Source organism: Kitasatospora sp. NPDC051164, assembly GCF_044455625.1.
GTDB lineage: Bacteria > Actinomycetota > Actinomycetes > Streptomycetales > Streptomycetaceae > Kitasatospora.
The window spans coordinates 49,386-66,089 of the sequence record NZ_JBITFB010000018.1 but is presented as its reverse complement, the minus strand read 5'-3'; the positions used below and the strand labels follow the sequence as shown (position 1 = coordinate 66,089).

Below are 16,704 nucleotides of genomic sequence, written 5' to 3'. Positions count from 1 at the left end.
CACCGCAGGAGGCGGCCGGCCCGCTCGTACGGCGGCTCGACCTGGTGGTCACCCGCGGGCTCGGCCACCGCCGGATTATCGCGGAACCGGCCGTCGTTGATCAGGTGATCGGATTCCTGTCCGCCGACCTGGAGGTCACCGTCGTATGAAGCTCGTCGAATTACACGCACAGTCCATGGAGTTGGCCGCCGACGTGGTGGACGCGGTACGGCCCGAGCACCTGGACCTGCCCACCCCGTGCGCGGACTGGACGCTGCGTCAGCTGCTGGAGCACTGCGTCGGCCAGCACCAGGGGTTCGCGGCGGCCGCCCGCGGCGCCGGGCCCGACCTCGCGCTGTTCGCGGACGCCCCGCTCGGCGCCGACCCGGCGGGCGCGTTCCGCCGGACCGGCCTCGACCTCGGCGCCGCCTTCCGCGAGGCGGCCGCCGCCGACCGGGCCCTCTGGCTCCCGGAGATCCGCGACGGCGGCCCGTTCCCGCTCGCGCAGGCGGTGGGCTTCCACCTGCTCGACACCCTCGTGCACGGCTGGGACGTCGCGGCCGCGCTCGGCACCGGGGCGGGCCTCGTCGCGGCGGTGGACGGCGACGAGGCGCTGATCGCCGCGCTGCTGGCGGTGACCGAGGCCGTTCCGGACACCCCGGAGGCCCGGGCGCCCGGCCGGGCCTTCCGCCCGGGCCTGCGACCGGGAACCGGGCCGGGCCGGTTCGAGCGCGCCCTGGCGCTGCTCGGCCGCGATCCGGCCTGGAACGGGCAACTCGGGAACGGGCAACTCGGGAACGGGTAGCTCGGCAGCGGGTGACTCAGGAACGGGCAACTCGGGAACGGGTAGCTCGGCAGCGGGTGACTCAGGAACGGGTGACTCAGGAACGGGCGGCTCGGGAACGGGCGGCTGGGGGGCTTTCGTCGCGCTGCTCGTCGGGGAAGCGCGGCCCGCCGATCAGGAAGAGCAGTGCGGCGGTCGGAAAGCCGAGCGAGGCGGCCAGCAACACGATGAACTGCCAGAACATCTTCCGCTCCTCGTCAGTCACGGGCTGCCCGGGCACCCGAAGGTGATCCCAAACCTGACCCGCCCCGATTGGCCGAATTGTCCGGTCACTTCCCGACGGTATGGCCGAATCGCCCCGGCTGCCACCGGACGTCGCGCCCGGGCTCGCGCCGCACCGGCGCACGGGTCTGGGCGCGGGCCGGGGGCGGCGTCCACACTGTCGGGATGCAGCTACAGCTCGCAGGGGAAGCACGGCGGCCCGACCGCGAGAGTGAGGACTTCGCGGCGGCCTCGCCGGAGGCGCTGGTCCTGCTGGACGGCGCGAGTTCGCCGGCCGGCCTGGAGTCCGGGTGCCGGCACGGGACGGCCTGGTACGTGCGTCGGTTGGGCGTGCACCTGCTCGCCCGGCTCACCGACCGGGCGGACCGCTCGATCACCGAGTGCCTGGCCGACGCCATCGTGGAGACGGCCGCGCTGCACGGCGGCCGTTGTGACCTGGCGCATCCCAACACGCCCGCCGCGATGGTGGTCGCGGCCCGCAGACACGGCAAGACGCTGGAGTACCTGGTGCTCGGCGACTCGCTGCTGGTCCTGGAGTTCAAGGACGGCCCGCCGAAGGTGATCGGGGACAACCAACGCTTCCCCGGCGGGGAGGGGCTGCGCCGCCAGGTCTGGTCGACCGTCCCCGGCTCGGCCGAGCGGGCCGCGCTTCACCTGGAGTACGCGCTGGCCGTCCGTGCCGCCCGCAACCGGGGCAACGGCCCGTGGATCGCGGCCGCCAGCCCGCGTGCCGCCGAGCACGCCGAGACCGGCTTCGTCCGGCTCGACCGGCTGCACGCGCTGGCCGCCCTCACCGACGGCGCCTCCCGCTTCACCGAGCGTTTCGGACTGGGCAGTTGGGGCGACGCCCTGCGGCTGCTCGCCGAGTCGGGCCCGGGCGAACTGATCGCCCAGGTCCGCGCGGTGGAGCGGGCGGATGCCGCCTGCGAGCGCTGGCCGCGCGGCAAGACGCACGACGACGCCTCGGCCGTGTACGCGCTGCTGTAGACCCCGTACGCAGCCGACCGGGCCGCGAGAACGGCAGAACGGCCGGGACAGGAGAACGGCCGGGACAGCAGAACGGTAGGACTGCGGGGGCGGCCGCAGGTGAGACCCGCGGCCGCCCCCTCCGGGTCGGTGCCCGGACCTGTCCGCCTTACCTGCCGGAGGCCGGGACGGTGCCGAGGCGGCCGGCCTGGAAGTCCTCCATGGCCTGCTGGAGTTCGCGATGGCTGTTCATCACGAACGGTCCGTACCAGGCGACCGGCTCGCGGATCGGCAGGCCGCCGAGCAGTACGACCTCGAAGTTGGGGTTGCGGGAGTCCTGGTTCTCGTCGGCGCGCAGGGTGATCGAGTCGCCGTCGCCGAACAGGACCGCCTGGCCCCTGTGGAACGGGCGCCGCTCCTGGCCGGCCGAGCCCTTGCCCGCCAGGCCGTAGGCGAGGGCGTTGAAGTCGGAGCGCCAGGGCAGGGTGACCTGGGCGCCGGGGCTCACCGAGGCGTGGATCATGGTGATCGGCGTGTGGGTGGCACCGGGTCCCTGGTGGCCGTCGAGCTCGCCGGCGATCACCCGGAGCAGGGCGCCGCCGTCCTCGGTGCTGAGGAGCTTGACGCTGCCGCCGCGGATGTCCTGGTACTTCGGGGCGATCATCTTGTCCGAGGCGGGCAGGTTCACCCACAGCTGGAGGCCGTGGAAGAGGCCGCCGGACATCACCAGCGACTCCGGCGGGGTCTCGATGTGCAGCAGGCCGGAGCCGGCCGTCATCCACTGGGTGTCGCCGTCGGTGATGACGCCGCCGCCGCCGTGCGAGTCCTGGTGCACGAAGGTGCCGTCGATGATGTAGGTGACGGTCTCGAAGCCGCGGTGCGGGTGCCAGGGGGTGCCCTTGGGCTCGCCGGCCGCGTAGTCCACCTCGCCCATCTGGTCCATCATGATGAACGGGTCGAGGTACTTGGTGTCGATCTTGGCGAAGGCGCGGCGGACGGGGAAGCCCTCGCCCTCGAAGCCCTCGGGGGCGGTGACCACGGTGCGGACCGGGCGGGCGCTCGTGACGGCAGCGTCCGGCGTGGTGACGCGGGGAAGGGTCAGCGGGTTGTCGACGGTCACGGCGGGCATGTCGGCCTCCTTCGAGGGGGGTTCTTCGGCCTACGTGCACGAGGTTAGTTCAATTCTCAACAACAAGCAAGTTGAAAATTGAACTATGCAGATACGGAGGAGCGTGGGCTCCTCTTCCTTACAGGGTGGACTAGCCGTACATCCGGCGCATGGTGAAGTCGACCATCTGCTCGACGGCCTTGGCGTCGAACACCATCCGGTGCTCGCCCTCCATGTCCAGCGCGAAGCCGTAGCCGGTCGGCAGCAGGTCCAGGACCTCGGCGCCGGTGACGGTGAAGTGCTTGGAGTCCTTGCCGGCGTAGCGGCGCAGCTCCTTCAGCGAGCTGAACATCGGGATCACCGGCGTCGGGGTGTTGTGCAGTGCGAGGAAGCCGGGGCGTTCGCCGCGCGGGCAGTGCACCTTCGAGGTGATGAAGATCGCCTGGAAGTCCTCGACCGCCATCGAGCCGGTGGTGAAGGCCCGGACCGCGTCCGCCAGCGAGGGCGGGGAGGGTTCGGGGTAGAGCGACTGCTGGTCCGTCTGTGCCTGCGCGCCGTAGGCGTCCGGTCCGGGCATGCCGTTCATGCCCGGCTGCGGTCCCGCCTGCTGCTGGTAGGGGTCGCCCGGGTATGCGTTCTGGTCATATCCGTACACACGGACAGGCTAGCGGGAGCGCACCCGCCCGCGCTGGCGCCGATCCTGACAAGGAGTGGTCGCCGGGACTGTGGGACGTGACCACGTTCATAGCGGATTCACCGTCGAGGGCTTGCCCAAGTTACCGCTGGGTAGCATCATGATGCCTACTGGTGGGTACGGGACGCCGGAACGCGGCGGTCTCCCGGAAGCGACGAACCGGAGAAAACGGCCATGGGTCACTACAAGTCCAACCTGCGTGACGTGGAGTTCAACCTCTTCGAGGTGTTCGGCCGCGAGCAGGTCTACGGCACCGGACCGTTCGCGGACATGGACGTCGAGACCGCGAAGAACATCCTCAGCGAGATCTCGCGCCTGGCCGAGAACGACCTCGCCGCGTCCTTCACCGACACCGACCGCAACCCGCCGGTCTTCGACCCGGAGACCAACACCGCGCCGATCCCGGCCGCGTTCAAGAAGAGCTACCAGACCTTCATGGACGCCGAGTGGTGGCGCCTGGGCATCCCGGAGTCGATCGGCGGCCAGGTCACCCCGAACTCGCTGATCTGGGCCTTCGCCGAGCAGATCCTCGGCTCGAACCCGGCCATCTGGATGTACTCCTCCGGCCCGGCCTTCGCCGGCGTCATCGCCGAGGAGGGCACCGAGGCGCAGCTCGAGGTCGCCAAGCGGATGACCGACCGCCTGTGGGGCTCCACCATGGTCCTCACCGAGCCCGACGCGGGCTCCGACGTGGGCGCCGGCCGCACCAAGGCGATCCAGCAGGAGGACGGCTCCTGGCACATCGAGGGTGTGAAGCGCTTCATCACCTCGGGCGAGCACGACATGTCCGAGAACATCATCCACATGGTGCTGGCCCGCCCCGAGGGCGGTAAGCCGGGCACCAAGGGCCTGGGCCTCTTCATCGTCCCGAAGTTCGACTTCGACTGGGAGACCGGCGAGCTCGGCGAGCGCAACGGCGTCTACGCCACCAACGTCGAGCACAAGATGGGACTCAAGGCCTCGAACACCTGCGAGATGACCTTCGGCGCCAAGCACCCGGCCAAGGGCTGGCTGCTCGGCGACAAGGTCGACGGCATCCGCCAGATGTTCAAGATCATCGAGTTCGCCCGCATGATGGTCGGCACGAAGGCCATCGCCACCCTCTCCACCGGCTACCTGAACGCGCTGGAGTACGCCAAGGAGCGCGTGCAGGGCGCCGACATCTCGCAGTTCCTGGACAAGACCGCCCCGCGCGTCACCATCACCCACCACCCGGACGTGCGCCGCTCGCTGCTCACCCAGAAGGCCTACGCCGAGGGCATGCGCGCGCTGGTCCTGTTCACCGCGTCCACCCAGGACGACATGATGGCGGCCAAGCTGCGCGGCGAGCACGACGAGGCCGCCGAGCGCCTGAACGACCTGCTCCTGCCGATCGTCAAGGGCTACGGCTCGGAGAAGTCCTACGAGCAGCTCGCCCAGTCCCTGCAGACCTTCGGTGGCTCCGGCTACCTGCAGGAGTACCCGATCGAGCAGTACATCCGCGACGCCAAGATCGACACCCTGTACGAGGGCACCACCGCCATCCAGGGCCAGGACTTCTTCTTCCGCAAGATCGTCAAGGACGGCGGCCAGGCGCTCACCGCGCTGTCCGAGCAGATCCAGAAGTTCCTCGGCTCCGCCGCCGGCGGCGACGCCCTGGCCGCCGAGCGCGAGCTGCTCGCCAAGGCCGCGGGCGACCTGGAGGCCATCGTCGGCAAGCTGCTCGCCGACCTGACCTCGGTCGAGCAGGACGTCAAGAACATGTACAAGGTGGGCCTCAACACCACCCGCCTGCTGATGGTCTCCGGCGACGTCGTCGTCGGCTGGCTGCTGCTGCGCCAGGCCGTGGTGGCCCTCGCCAAGCTGGAGGCCGGCGCCTCGGAGAAGGACATCCCCTTCTACCAGGGCAAGGTCGCGGCGGCCCGCTTCTTCGCCAAGAACGTCCTGCCGACCGTCACGCCGCAGCGCGTGATCGCCGAGGGCATCGACAACGAGATCATGGAGCTGGCGGAGGAGGCCTTCTAAGGCCTTCCTGCACCTTCTGACTGCCTGACGAAAACCCTCACACCGAAGGGCCCGGCTGCCACCGGGCCCTTCGGTGTGTCCCGGCCCTTTTCCCGGGCGCTTTTCTCCGGTGCTTTCCTCTGTGCTCTTCCTCTGTGCTCTTCCGCGGTGCTTTGCTGCGGTGCTCTCCCCGGTGGCCGTCGGCTTCACGGCCTGCTGACCGTATGCGACCAGGGAGTATCCGTCCGGCGGGCGGCGTGTGTTGCGGGTCGTTCACGGTTGCGTCCGGGTTGAGAGCTTCCGAATGCCCTGTCCGTGTACGGGCATATGCTCAACGTGCGAAGTCGACTCCCCATCCGGCTTCGGCCCTCCCTCAACCCAGGAGCAGTATGTCGACCGCCGCCCGCCAGGCTTTTTTCGACCGGACGCACAGCGACGATCTGATCGCGTTCCTCGGCACCTCGCCGTCCCCGTACCACGCGGTCGCGAGCGCCGCGGAGCGGCTGGAGAAGGCGGGCTTCCGGCAGGTCGCCGAGACGGACGCCTGGGACGGCGCCGCCGGCGGGCGGTACCTGATCCGCGGCGGCGCACTGATCGCCTGGTACCTGCCGGAAGGGACGGGCCCCGAGACCCCGTTCCGGATCGTCGGCACCCACACCGACTCGCCCAACCTGCGGGTCAAGCCGCTGCCTGACACCGGCTCGGCCGGCTGGCGGCAGGTCGCGGTGGAGATCTACGGCGGCGTCCCGCTGAACACCTGGCTGGACCGGGACCTCGGCATCTCCGGCAGACTCGCGCTCAAGGACGGCACCGCCCGGCTCGTCCAGTTGGACGAGCCGCTGCTGCGCGTGCCGCAGCTCGCCATCCACCTGGACCGCCAGGTCAACGAGGGCATGAAGCTCGACAAGCAGCGCCACCTCACCCCGATCTGGGGCCTCGGCCCGGTCGACGAGGGCTCCCTGATCTCCTACGTCGCCGAGCGGGCCGGCCTGGCCGCCGCCGACGTGGTCGGCTGGGACCTCATGACGCACGACGTCCAGCCCGCCTCCTACCTGGGCCGCGACCGCGAACTGCTGGCCGGCCCGCGCCTGGACAACCTGCTCTCGGTGCACGCCGCCACCGCCGCGCTCGCCGCCGTCGCCACGGCCGACGGCGCCGCCGAGCTGCCGTACATCCCGGTCATGGCCGCCTTCGACCACGAGGAGACCGGCAGCGAGTCCGACACCGGCGCGCAGAGCCCGCTGCTCGGCAACGTCCTGGACCGCACGATCCACGCCCGCGGCGGCACCCCGGAGGACCGCGTCCGGGCGCTGGCCGGCACCGTCTGCCTCTCCTCGGACATGGGCCACGCCGTCCACCCGAACTACAGCGAGCGGCACGAGCCGGGCCATCACCCGATGCCCAACGGCGGGCCGATCCTCAAGGTCAACGTCAACAACCGCTACGCGACCGACGGCGTCGGCCGGGCGGTGTTCGCGGCCGCCTGCGAGAAGGCGGGCGTGCCGTGGCAGACCTTCGTCTCCAACAACGCGATGCCCTGCGGAACGACGATCGGCCCGATCACGGCGGCGCGCCTGGGCATCAAGACCGTGGACTGCGGCATCGCGGCCCTCTCCATGCACTCGGCGCGCGAGCTGTGCGGCGCGGAGGACCCGTACCTGCTGGCGAGCGCGATCAAGGCCTTCCTGGAGGGCTGAGCACCTCCGGTACGACAGGGGCCCGGCTTGCGAGCCGGGCCCCTTGTCGTCCGGTCGTCCGGGCCCCGTGTCGTCCGGGGGCTACTCCATCCCGGCCAGGACCAGCGGGAGGCGGCGGGCACCGCCGGCGACCAGCTTCACCGGCACGCCCCAGTCCTGCTGGTGCACGTGGCAGGCCGGGTACTCGATCTCCGGGTCGTCGTCGCAGGAGGCCGCCATCGCCGAGACGTGCAGCACGCCCTCGGCGACCTCGTCGGAGAGCACCAGCTCCCGGGAGAGGTCGCTGTCCGCGCCCCCACCGGAGACCAGCAGCTCCGGCGGGGTCGCGCTGACCAGCAGCCGGGTGGACGGGCCGTAACGCTCGTCCAGCTTCTGGCCGCTCGGCGCCGAGAAGACCACGTCCAGCCGGAAGGCGCCCGGCGCGACCTCGGTGGCCGCGCGCTGGGTGCGGTGCGCCACCGACTCGACCCGCACCGCCTCCTCCGGCAGCCGCAGCCTGGTCAGCCGGTGCCGGGCCGACTCGACCACCACGATGTCGCCGTCCACCAGCACCGCCCCGGAGGGCTCGCGCAGGTCGGTGGCCAGCGTGCTGACCTCGCCGGTCGCCGGGTCGTAGCGGCGCAGCGCGTGGTTGTAGGTGTCGCTGACGGCCACCGAGCCGTCCGGCAGCACGGTGACGCCCAGCGGGTGCTGGAGCAGGGCCTGGTCGGCCGCGCCGTCGCGGTGGCCGAAGTCGAACAGGCCGGTGCCGACGGCGGTTTGGACCGTCTTGGTTTCACGTGAAACCGAACGCAGCGCCGAGGTCTCGGAGTCGGCGACCCAGAGCCGCTCGCCGTCCGCGGAGACCGCGAGGCCGGACGGCTGGGCGAACCAGGCCTCGGCGACGGGCCCGTCCACCAGACCCTCGTTGGTGGTGCCGGCCGCGACGCCGACCTCGCCGGCCGCCGGGTCGTACGCCCACAGCTGGTGCACGCCCGCCATCGCGATCCACACCCGGCCGTCGAACCAGGCGACGTCCCACGGCGAGGAGAGGTCCACCTCGCGGGCCGGGCCCTCGGTGGGCGAGCCCTGCCACCACTGGCGGCCGGTGCCGGCCAGCGTGGTCACGCTGCCGTCGGCCAGCCGCAGGCCGCGCAGGGCGTGGTTGACGGTGTCGGCCACGACCACGTCGTACTCCGAGCCCTCCGGCAGCAGCGCCAAGCCCTGCGGCTCGCTGAACCGGGGGCTGGTGCCGTCCACCAGGCCGCGCTGCCCGTCGCCGATCCGGCGCACCACCGTCTCGCCGTCCTCGGCCAGCTCCACCAGCGAGTGATGGCCGGAGTCGGCGACCAGGAAGTGCCCGTTCGGCAGCCGCACCGCCTTGCCGGGGAACTTGAGATCCCCCGCGGTCGGCTCCGGCGCCACGTACGGGCCGTCGCCACGGCGCAGCGTGCCCTTCGCGGCGTGCTCGGCCTCCAGCTCCTCGACCAGGCGGGCGATCGCATGGGCGTGCCCCTCACCGGCGTGCTGGGCGACCACGTACCCCTCCGGGTCGATCACCACCAGCGTCGGCCAGGCCCGCACGGCGTACTGCTTCCAGGTGGCCAGCGCCGGATCGTCCAGCACCGGGTGATGCACCTCGTACCGGGCGACGGCGTCCACCACGGCCTGGTGGTCGGCCTCGTGCACGAACTTCGGCGAGTGCACCCCGACGATCACCACCGTGTCGCGGTGCTTCTCCTCCAACTCCCGCAGCTCGTCCAGGACATGGAGACAGTTGATGCAGCAGAAGGTCCAGAAGTCCAGGACGGTGATCTTGCCCCGGAAGTCGGCGAGCGTGAGCTCCTTGCCGCCGGTGTTCAACCAACCGCCTGCCCCGACCAGCTCGGGGGCGCGTACACGTGCACGAGATGCCATAACCCCATCAAACCGCATCGCGCCTGCCCGCATTCCGGAGCGGGCGGACCCCTGCGTCACAACCTCACCGGCGGGTGAGGTTGGCCTGCCAGCGGGTTTCGCCGTCCTGGGTGCGGGCGGTGGGATGCAGGCCGAGGGCGGTTGCGACCCTGGCGGAGGCGTGGTGGTCGGGGTGGATGTGGGCGACGGCGGTGGTGACGCCGGCGGCGATGAGGTGGTCGAGCAGAGCGCGGGTGGCCTCGGTGGCGAGGCCGCGGCGCTGCCAGGGGGTGCCGACCACCCAGGCGAGTTCGGCTTCGTCGGGGCGGACGGTGGCCTGCACGTAGCCGAGGAGGGCGCCGTCGGCGCGCAGCCGCAGGACCCAGTTGCCCCACTGCTCGGCCGGGTCGGGGGAGCCGGCGGCGAGCCGGGCGCAGCGGGCGTGCATCTCCTCCGCGGTGGCCGGGCGGCCGCCGGTGAAGGCGTGCAGGGCCGGGTCGGCGAGTGCGGCCGCCAGCTCCTCGGCGTGCTCCGGGGCGATCGGCAGGAGGTCGAGGCGCTCGCTGTGCAACGGGGCGGCGGTGGGGTGGGGGTGCATGGCGGTATTGAACGCGACCGGATGCCGCCGTGCGACGGGGTTTCCGACGGGTGCTTCGTGGCGGTGCTTTTCGGCGGGCGGGGGAACAGGGTCGAATGGGGCCGACGTCAACACGGAGGAGGTTCCGCGGTGCGGTATCTGGTCAGGGAGAAGCTGTTCGCGGTCGGCGACGACTACTGGATCGAGGACGACCAGGGCCACAAGGCGTACCTGGTGGACGGCAAGGTGCTGCGGCTGCGGCACACCTTCGAGCTGAAGGACGCGCACGGCCGGGTGGTCGCGGTGGTGAAGGAGAAGATGCTCACCGTCCGCGACGCGATGAAGATCGAGGACGCCGAGGGCGAGGTGATCGCGACCGTCCGGGAGAAGCTGTTCACCCCGTTCCGCGACAAGTACCTGGTGGACCTGGCTTCCGGCGGCGAGCTGAAGATCCACGGCAACCTGATCGACAAGGACTACCGGGTCGAGAACGACCACGGCGACGAGCTGGCCCGGATCAGCCGCAAGTGGTTCCGGATCCGGGACACCTACGGGGTGGAGATCGCCGACGGCGCGGACACCGGCCTGCTGCTGGCCATCGCGGCCTGCGTCGACCACCTGGTGCACGAGGAGGACTGACCCTTCCCGCTTTCCGGATCCCCGGTCCGCCTCTCACCCGTGTGGGGTATCTTTTGCCAACCCTTGACCAGGCCGGTCGAGGGGCCCTGACCAGCCGGTCGGGGCGTACGGCGAGGGCGGACCGGGGGCTGGAACCACGATGAACGACATCCTGCACGGGCTCGGCGCGGCGGCGGCCTACGGCGCCCTCGGGGTGGTGCTGCTGCTCCTCGGCGTCGGCCTGGTGGACCTGCTGACGCCCGGCAAGCTCGGCCACCAGATCTGGGTCGAACGCAACCACAACGCCGCGGTCCTGCTCAGCTCCGCGCTGCTCGGCATCGGCGGCATCGTCTTCACCGCGATCATGTACACCTACGCCGACTTCGCCAAGGGCCTGGTCTCGACGGCCTGTTACGGCCTGCTCGGGCTGGTGCTGATGGCCCTCGCGTTCTGGCTGGTGGACCTGCTGACGCCCGGCAAGCTCGGCGCCGTGCTGGTCGAGCCGGAGCCGCACCCGGCGGTGTGGGTGTCGGCCAGCTGCAACATCGCGGTGGCGGCGGTGGTGTCGGCCGCGATCGCGTAGCGGAACGGGAAAACGCGGGACGGAAAACGCGGGGCGGAAGGCGCGGGGCGGAAGGCGCGAGGCGGAAGGAGCGGGGCGGGTCAGGCCGGGTACGGCGCCCGGCCCAGGACGTGCTCCCGTCCCCAGTCCCCCAGCGGCCCCAGCGCCGTGTTGAGGCGGCGCCCCGCCTCGGTCAGCGTGTACTCGACCCGGGGCGGCACCTCGTCGTACGCCTCCCGGTGCACGATGCCGTGCGCCTCCATCTCGCGCAGGTGCGCGGCCAGCACCTTCTCGGTGATCCCCGGCAGCAGCCGGCGCAGCTCGCCGAAGCGGCAGCTCGGGCGTTCGCCCAGGGCCCAAAGGATCGACACCTTCCACTTGCCGCCGATCACGTCCATCGCGGCGTCCGTCCCACAGATGTACGCCCCCGGCCTCGGCACGGTCGCCATGCCCACCCCTTCCGAACCCCTCGACCTGGATGCTCACTTCAGGGTAACCACCCACTTAGAAGTGCGTACTTGATCGTTCCCGGGGGCGGCGCGGAGGCTGACTCCCATGACGAACGAGCTCCTTGAGAACGCTCCCGAGACCGCCCCCGAGAATCCGTCCGAGAACCCGTCCGAGCACGCGGCCAGGACCCCGCTCACCCTGCTCGGCCTCGGTGCCATGGGCACCGCACTGGCCGACGCCTGGCTCACCGCCGGGCATCCGCTGACCGTCTGGAACCGCACCGCCACCCGCGCCGACGCGCTCGCCGGCCGCGGTGCCACGGTCGCCGCCACCGCCGCCGAGGCGGTCGCGGCGAACCGCCTGGTCGTCGTCTGCCTGCTCGACGACGCGTCCGTGGACGAGGCGCTGGCCGGCGTCGACCTGGCCGGCAAGGACCTGGTCAACCTGGTCACCAGCACCCCTGGGCAGGCTCGCACCCGCGCCGCCTGGGCCGCACGGCACGGTGCCCGCTACCTGGACGGCGGGATCATGGCCGTCCCGCCGATGATCGGTGTCCCGGCGGCCGGGCCGTACGTCTTCTACAGCGGCTCGTCGGAGCTGTTCGAGGAGCACCGGGCGGCCCTCGCCGCGCCCGCCGGCACCCGGTACGTGGGCGAGGACGCCGGGTACGCGGCCCTGCACGACGTGGCGCTGCTCAGTGCGATGTACGGCATGTTCGCCGGGGTCGCGCACGCCTTCGCGCTGTTCCGCGGCGAAGCCGTCGCGCCGGGCGACCTCGCGCCGCTGCTCGGCGACTACGTCACCGCGATGACCCGGACCATCGCCGGCACCGCGGTGCAGCTGGAGAGCGGCGACTACACCAAGGGCGTGGTGTCCAGTCTGGCGATGCAGGTGGCGGGCAAGGGCACGCTGCTGCGCACCGCCGAGGAGCAGGGGGTGAGTGCCGAACTGTTGGAGCCGTACTTCCGGTTGATGGAGCGGCGGTTGGAGGTCGGCAGCGGCGAGGAGGACCTGACCGGGGTCGTCGACCTGCTGCGACGGTGAAGGTCGGCCGGTAACGTACCGGCATGGCAGACCTTGAAGAACGCGCCGACGTCGTCGCGTCCGGCTCACGGCAGACCGGGGCGGGGGTGCTGGTCCGACCGCGCCGCGGTGACGACCTCGCCGACTGCGTCCGGGTGCTGGGCGACGTCCACAGCGCCGACGGCTACCCCGCCGACTGGCCCGACCGCCCCGCCGCCTGGCTCACCCCGGACGGCCTGCTCGCCGCCTGGATCGCCGAGTCGGACGGCCGGCTCGCCGGCCACGTCGGCCTCGCCCGCAGCGCCCCGGGCGACCTCGCCCCCGCCCGGTGGAGCCACCGCACCGGGGGCCGCCCGGAGCTCACCGCCGTCATCGGCCGCCTCTACGTCGCCCCCGGGGCGCGCGGTCACCACATCGGCGCCCGCCTTCTCGCCTGCGCCGTGACGCACGCGCGGGCGCTCGGCCTGCACCCGGTCCTCGACGTCCTGGCCACCGACACCGCGGCCGTCGCTCTCTACCGCCGTCTCGGCTGGGCCCACCTCGGCAGCGCCGACCAGCAGTGGCCCTCCGGCCGTACGGTCACCGTCCACTGCTTCGCCGCCCCGAGGGGATAGCGCCGGACCCCGCTCACCCGCCCGCCCGGCCGTCGCGGTCGGGCGAGCCGGAGCGGCGCGACGGGTCAGGCGGCCGGGCGGTCGGGGGTGGGGCGGCGGCGGAGGGCGGGGGTGGTGAGGGACGGGGGCTGCCAGGCGCCGTCCGCCTGGTAGAGATCGGTGCCGGGCGGGACGATGGCGTCGATGCGGTCGAGGGTGGCGTCGTGCAGGACCAGGTCGGCGGCCTTGAGCGCGGATTCGAGCTGCTCCATGGTGCGCGGGCCGATGATCACCGAGGTGACCGCCGGGTGGGCCGCGGGGAAGGCGAGGGCCAGCTCGGGCAGGGAGCGGCCGAGCTCCTCGGCGAGGGCGGTGAAGGCCTCGACGGCTTCCAGCTTGGCGGCCGTGGTGGGCAGCGCCGGGTCGAAGCGGCCCGGGTTGATGGCGGCGCGGCCCTGGGTGAGGTCCACCGGGCGGCCCTGGCGGTAGCGGCCGGTGAGGAAGCCGCCGGCGAGCGGGCCCCAGGTCAGCGCGCCCATGCCGAGCCGCTGGACCACCGGCAGCACGTCGCGCTCGACGCCCCGGGCGAGCAGCGAGTACGGCGGTTGCTCGGTGCGCAAGCGCGGCGGGGCGCGGCGCTCGGCGATGTGGTGGGCGTCCACCAACTGCTCGGCGGGGAAGGTCGAGCAGCCGAAAGCGCGGATCTTGCCGGCCCGGACGAGGTCGCCCAGGACGGACAGGGTCTCCTCGATGTCGGTGGTGTGGTCCGGCCGGTGGATCTGGTAGAGGTCGATCCAGTCGGTGCGCAGTCGGCGCAGGCTCTCCTCGACCTCGCGGACGATCCAGCGCCGTGAGTTGCCGCCCCGGTTGCGGCCCTCGCCCATCGGGAAGTGCGCCTTGGTGGCGAGCACGATCTGGTCGCGGTCGCCGCGCGCGGCCAGCGCCTTGCCGACGATCTCCTCGGACTCGCCCGCCGAGTAGATGTCGGCGGTGTCGATGAAGTTGATGCCCCGGTCGATCGCGGTGTCGATGATCCGGGCGCAGTCGTCGTGGTCGGGGTTGCCGATGTGGCCGAACATCATGGTGCCGAGGCAGTGGGCACTCACCTCGATGCCGGTGCCGCCGAGGACGCGGTAGCGCATGGTCGTGCTCCCCTGGTGGTGGGTCGGTGGTGCGTCAGTGGTGCCTCAGAGGCTAGGAGTTGGAGTGCGCTCCAAAGCAAGGGCGTCGCGCTCTCGTCCCCGCCGGGATCCCTCCGGCGGGGGAGTCGGATCCCCGTGCGGGGGGAGGCCCGGGCCCGGTGGTGCGGGCGAGCCTGTCGGCATGACGAGGAATGACGGATGGGCGGTCGCGGCCTGGGGCGTCGGCTACGCGGGCTACGGGCTGGGGTGTGCGCTGACCGGGACGGCGCTGCTCGGTGTGCGCGGACTGGGGTGGGTGGTCGCCGGGGTCGGGGTGGCGGCGCTCGCGGCGGGGGTGGCGGTGGTGCGGCTGCGGCCGTCGGCGGGGCTCAGGCGGCTGCTGTGGCTGCTGTGCGGGCTGGCCACGGTGGCGGCCTTCAGCCTGCTGATGGACGTGGTGACGCTGCTGTTCGGGCAGGGCGTGGACAGTGTCCCGGACACGGTGCACCGCGCGCTGGCGGCGTCCGGGGCGCTGCTGCTGGCCCGCACCGCCCGTACCCGGCGGCCCGACGGTGCCGCGCGGAGGACGGCACCGGCCCCGTCGGCGGCTCCCGCGACCGTCCAACTCGCGGCCTGGGCGGGGACCCTGGCCTTCCTGCCGTACGTGGTGATGAAGCTGATCTGGGCGCTCGGCGGCACTTTCGCGGGGATCAGCGGCACCGAGATGTACGCCGGGTACGTGCGCAACGGCTCCTCCGGGCTCTGGCTGGCGCTGGAGTCCTGGGGGCTGGACGGCACGGTGCTGCTGGCGGCGATCGGGGTGTTCCTGCTGTGGGGGCTGGTGCGGCCGTGGGGGCAGGTCTTCCCGCGCTGGACGCTTCCGCTGCGCGGCCGCCGCGTCCCGCGCTGGCTGCCGCTCACCCCGGCGCTGCTGGGCGCGGCGACGCTGGCGCCGTACGGGCTGGTCGGCCTCGGCTACCTGGCGCTGTGCGGTACGGGGGTGATCGGCATCCGGCAGGGCGAACTGGCCACGCCCGAGCAGGCGCTGGAGGTGGCCTGGGTGGGGATCTGCGCCTTCGCCGGGTACGGAGTGGCGCTGGCGCTGGCTGCCCGCTCGTACTGGCGGCGGACCGGCGGCTGAGCGGGGTGCTCTTCGGCGCCGGATGTTTCCGGTTTGCTGAGGTGGCAACAAAGCTTGCCGTTGTGGGGAGGGTGGTCGCAGCCTGCCGGTGGAGGTGAGCGCCATGAGGATGGCCGTGGCGGCCGCCTTCGCGCCGGACCACGACCTCGCGCAGGAGGATCCCGGACGGGCTGTCGCGACCCTGCGGGACCGACACGGCCGCGCGTCCGGCGCCGCGGTGCCCGCGTGAGCGGGGAAGCTTTCGTCAACCACGAACGGAGAGACCGGACATGACCTCGCAGCAGCACCAGCACCAGCAGCAGCACCAGCACGGGCACGGACACCAGCACGGCCACGGCCACGGGAACGTCCCCGCCGCCGACTTCGACTGGGACGCGCTCGCCGCGCACCTGGAGCACGAGGCCGACCTGCGGGCCGCCGCGGTCACCGAGGCCGGGCGGTGGCTGTCCGGCCTGCACGGCAACGGGACGGACGGGACGGCCGGGCCGGACGGCACCGTACGGAGGGTCCTCGACGTCGGCAGCGGCCCCGGGGTGATCGCCGGACTGCTGGCGGATGTCTTCCCGGCGGCCGAGGTGGTGGCCGTCGACCAGTCGGCCGCCCTGCTGGAGCGCGCCCGGACCCGCTCCGGCGGTCGGCTGGGCACCCAGCAGGCCGATCTGCCCGCCGAGTTCGACAAGCTCGGCGAGGCCGACCTGATCTGGTCCGGCAACGCGATCCACCACCTGGGCGACCAGCAGGCCGCGCTCGCCTCGCTCGCCGGGGTGCTGCGGCCGGGCGGCCTGCTGGCCGTCGCCGAACGCGGCCTGCCCGCGCGCTACCTGCCCCGGGACTTCGGCCTCGGCCGGCCCGGATTCCAGGCCCGGCTGGACGCGGTCCACGAGGACGGCTTCAGCGCCATGCGGGCCGAACTGCCGGGCAGCACCGAGGAGATCGAGGACTGGCCGGCCATGCTGAAGCGCGCGGGGCTGACCCCGAGCGGCACCCGCACCTTCCTGGTCGACCGGCCCGCCCCGCTCGACCGCCCGACCCGCCGGTACCTGCACACCCAGCTCCGCCGCCTGCACGACCAGCTCGCCGACAGCCTCCTCCCGGAGGACCGCGGCACGCTCGAGGCCCTCCTCGACGAGGAGGCCCCCACCGGCATCCTCCGCCGCCCGGACGCCTTCTACCTCTCCGCCATGACCGTCCACACGGCCCGCAAGCCCTGAGGTCCGGGGGCCGGGCGGTGCCGCCGCCCGGTCCGGGCCC

The 16,704-nt window shown here is 72.5% G+C and carries 18 protein-coding genes; 11 read left to right on the top strand and 7 right to left on the bottom strand.

The annotated features are described in order from the left end of the window. The first annotated feature begins 145 nt into the window (after positions 1-145). Positions 146-784, top strand: a complete 639-nt coding sequence (locus ACIBEC_RS26190; RefSeq protein WP_360497943.1) for a TIGR03086 family metal-binding protein — start codon at positions 146-148, stop codon at positions 782-784. 76 nt (positions 785-860) lie between these two features. Here the strand turns inward: ACIBEC_RS26190 and ACIBEC_RS26185 are convergent, their stop codons facing one another. Further along, positions 861-1,007, bottom strand: a complete 147-nt coding sequence (locus tag ACIBEC_RS26185) for a hypothetical protein (protein WP_360497941.1) — start codon at positions 1,005-1,007, stop codon at positions 861-863. A 203-nt stretch (positions 1,008-1,210) separates the two neighbouring features. On the opposite strand from ACIBEC_RS26185, the gene ACIBEC_RS26180 reads away from it, so the two are divergent. Further along, positions 1,211-2,032: an integrase gene (locus ACIBEC_RS26180; protein WP_360497939.1), complete on the top strand. Its 822-nt coding sequence runs from the start codon at positions 1,211-1,213 to the stop codon at positions 2,030-2,032. A 148-nt stretch (positions 2,033-2,180) separates the two neighbouring features. Here ACIBEC_RS26180 and ACIBEC_RS26175 read toward each other — a convergent pair whose 3' ends face one another. Together ACIBEC_RS26175 and ACIBEC_RS26170 are read right to left on the bottom strand one after the other, a co-directional pair. Next, complete coding sequence (locus ACIBEC_RS26175; RefSeq protein ID WP_360497937.1) at positions 2,181-3,140, bottom strand: pirin family protein; 960 nt, start codon at positions 3,138-3,140, stop codon at positions 2,181-2,183. A gap of 130 nt (positions 3,141-3,270) precedes the next feature. After that, on the bottom strand, positions 3,271-3,774 hold the full coding sequence (locus tag ACIBEC_RS26170) for an SseB family protein (protein WP_396288965.1): 504 nt from the start codon (positions 3,772-3,774) through the stop codon (positions 3,271-3,273). Positions 3,775-3,987: 213 nt separating this feature from the next. Between ACIBEC_RS26170 and ACIBEC_RS26165 the strand changes: the two genes are divergently transcribed. Beyond that, positions 3,988-5,817: an acyl-CoA dehydrogenase gene (locus ACIBEC_RS26165; protein WP_360497935.1), complete on the top strand. Its 1,830-nt coding sequence runs from the start codon at positions 3,988-3,990 to the stop codon at positions 5,815-5,817. Between the two features lie 368 nt (positions 5,818-6,185). Next, the gene (locus tag ACIBEC_RS26160) at positions 6,186-7,493 is read left to right on the top strand and encodes a M18 family aminopeptidase (protein ID WP_360497933.1); all 1,308 of its coding nucleotides are present in this window, start codon (positions 6,186-6,188) and stop codon (positions 7,491-7,493) included. A gap of 81 nt (positions 7,494-7,574) precedes the next feature. On the opposite strand, the gene ACIBEC_RS26155 is transcribed toward ACIBEC_RS26160, so the two are convergent. Together ACIBEC_RS26155 and ACIBEC_RS26150 are read right to left on the bottom strand one after the other, a co-directional pair. Beyond that, positions 7,575-9,389: an NHL domain-containing thioredoxin family protein gene (locus ACIBEC_RS26155; protein WP_360497931.1), complete on the bottom strand. Its 1,815-nt coding sequence runs from the start codon at positions 9,387-9,389 to the stop codon at positions 7,575-7,577. Between the two features lie 64 nt (positions 9,390-9,453). Continuing rightward, positions 9,454-9,966, bottom strand: a complete 513-nt coding sequence (locus ACIBEC_RS26150; RefSeq protein WP_360497929.1) for a GNAT family N-acetyltransferase — start codon at positions 9,964-9,966, stop codon at positions 9,454-9,456. 129 nt (positions 9,967-10,095) lie between these two features. Here ACIBEC_RS26150 and ACIBEC_RS26145 point away from each other — a divergent pair, with 129 nt between their 5' ends. Further along, a complete protein-coding gene (locus tag ACIBEC_RS26145; protein ID WP_360497927.1) occupies positions 10,096-10,584 on the top strand; it encodes an LURP-one-related family protein in 489 nt (162 codons plus the stop codon). Positions 10,585-10,723: 139 nt separating this feature from the next. Then, on the top strand, positions 10,724-11,146 hold the full coding sequence (locus ACIBEC_RS26140) for a DUF350 domain-containing protein (RefSeq protein ID WP_360497925.1): 423 nt from the start codon (positions 10,724-10,726) through the stop codon (positions 11,144-11,146). Positions 11,147-11,226: 80 nt separating this feature from the next. Here ACIBEC_RS26140 and ACIBEC_RS26135 read toward each other — a convergent pair whose 3' ends face one another. Continuing rightward, complete coding sequence (locus ACIBEC_RS26135) at positions 11,227-11,574, bottom strand: helix-turn-helix domain-containing protein (protein ID WP_360497923.1); 348 nt, start codon at positions 11,572-11,574, stop codon at positions 11,227-11,229. A gap of 106 nt (positions 11,575-11,680) precedes the next feature. On the opposite strand from ACIBEC_RS26135, the gene ACIBEC_RS26130 reads away from it, so the two are divergent. Together ACIBEC_RS26130 and ACIBEC_RS26125 are read left to right on the top strand one after the other, a co-directional pair. Continuing rightward, entirely contained in the window at positions 11,681-12,619 is a 939-nt protein-coding gene (locus tag ACIBEC_RS26130) for an NAD(P)-dependent oxidoreductase (RefSeq protein ID WP_396288961.1), read from the top strand. Positions 12,620-12,642: 23 nt separating this feature from the next. Continuing rightward, on the top strand, positions 12,643-13,212 hold the full coding sequence (locus ACIBEC_RS26125; protein ID WP_360497921.1) for a GNAT family N-acetyltransferase: 570 nt from the start codon (positions 12,643-12,645) through the stop codon (positions 13,210-13,212). Between the two features lie 65 nt (positions 13,213-13,277). Here ACIBEC_RS26125 and ACIBEC_RS26120 read toward each other — a convergent pair whose 3' ends face one another. Next, positions 13,278-14,333: an aldo/keto reductase gene (locus ACIBEC_RS26120; RefSeq protein WP_360497919.1), complete on the bottom strand. Its 1,056-nt coding sequence runs from the start codon at positions 14,331-14,333 to the stop codon at positions 13,278-13,280. Between the two features lie 181 nt (positions 14,334-14,514). Here ACIBEC_RS26120 and ACIBEC_RS26115 point away from each other — a divergent pair, with 181 nt between their 5' ends. From ACIBEC_RS26115 to ACIBEC_RS26105, 3 genes are all read left to right on the top strand, one after another. Next, positions 14,515-15,453: a hypothetical protein gene (locus tag ACIBEC_RS26115; protein WP_360497917.1), complete on the top strand. Its 939-nt coding sequence runs from the start codon at positions 14,515-14,517 to the stop codon at positions 15,451-15,453. 103 nt (positions 15,454-15,556) lie between these two features. Next, positions 15,557-15,682, top strand: a complete 126-nt coding sequence (locus ACIBEC_RS26110; protein WP_360497915.1) for a hypothetical protein — start codon at positions 15,557-15,559, stop codon at positions 15,680-15,682. A gap of 40 nt (positions 15,683-15,722) precedes the next feature. Next, on the top strand, positions 15,723-16,664 hold the full coding sequence (locus tag ACIBEC_RS26105) for a class I SAM-dependent methyltransferase (RefSeq protein WP_360497913.1): 942 nt from the start codon (positions 15,723-15,725) through the stop codon (positions 16,662-16,664). Positions 16,665-16,704 lie beyond the last annotated feature (40 nt).

Coding starts and splice junctions, on each gene's coding strand:
- ACIBEC_RS26190 (WP_360497943.1), top strand. CDS start 146: ATGAAGCTCGTCGAATTACACGCACAGTCCATGGAGTTGGCCGCCGAC.
- ACIBEC_RS26185 (WP_360497941.1), bottom strand. CDS start 1,007: ATGTTCTGGCAGTTCATCGTGTTGCTGGCCGCCTCGCTCGGCTTTCCG.
- ACIBEC_RS26180 (WP_360497939.1), top strand. CDS start 1,211: ATGCAGCTACAGCTCGCAGGGGAAGCACGGCGGCCCGACCGCGAGAGT.
- ACIBEC_RS26175 (WP_360497937.1), bottom strand. CDS start 3,140: ATGCCCGCCGTGACCGTCGACAACCCGCTGACCCTTCCCCGCGTCACC.
- ACIBEC_RS26165 (WP_360497935.1), top strand. CDS start 3,988: ATGGGTCACTACAAGTCCAACCTGCGTGACGTGGAGTTCAACCTCTTC.
- ACIBEC_RS26160 (WP_360497933.1), top strand. CDS start 6,186: ATGTCGACCGCCGCCCGCCAGGCTTTTTTCGACCGGACGCACAGCGAC.
- ACIBEC_RS26155 (WP_360497931.1), bottom strand. CDS start 9,389: ATGGCATCTCGTGCACGTGTACGCGCCCCCGAGCTGGTCGGGGCAGGC.
- ACIBEC_RS26150 (WP_360497929.1), bottom strand. CDS start 9,966: ATGCACCCCCACCCCACCGCCGCCCCGTTGCACAGCGAGCGCCTCGAC.
- ACIBEC_RS26140 (WP_360497925.1), top strand. CDS start 10,724: ATGAACGACATCCTGCACGGGCTCGGCGCGGCGGCGGCCTACGGCGCC.
- ACIBEC_RS26135 (WP_360497923.1), bottom strand. CDS start 11,574: ATGGCGACCGTGCCGAGGCCGGGGGCGTACATCTGTGGGACGGACGCC.
- ACIBEC_RS26130 (WP_396288961.1), top strand. CDS start 11,681: ATGACGAACGAGCTCCTTGAGAACGCTCCCGAGACCGCCCCCGAGAAT.
- ACIBEC_RS26125 (WP_360497921.1), top strand. CDS start 12,643: ATGGCAGACCTTGAAGAACGCGCCGACGTCGTCGCGTCCGGCTCACGG.
- ACIBEC_RS26120 (WP_360497919.1), bottom strand. CDS start 14,333: ATGCGCTACCGCGTCCTCGGCGGCACCGGCATCGAGGTGAGTGCCCAC.
- ACIBEC_RS26115 (WP_360497917.1), top strand. CDS start 14,515: ATGACGAGGAATGACGGATGGGCGGTCGCGGCCTGGGGCGTCGGCTAC.
- ACIBEC_RS26110 (WP_360497915.1), top strand. CDS start 15,557: ATGAGGATGGCCGTGGCGGCCGCCTTCGCGCCGGACCACGACCTCGCG.
- ACIBEC_RS26105 (WP_360497913.1), top strand. CDS start 15,723: ATGACCTCGCAGCAGCACCAGCACCAGCAGCAGCACCAGCACGGGCAC.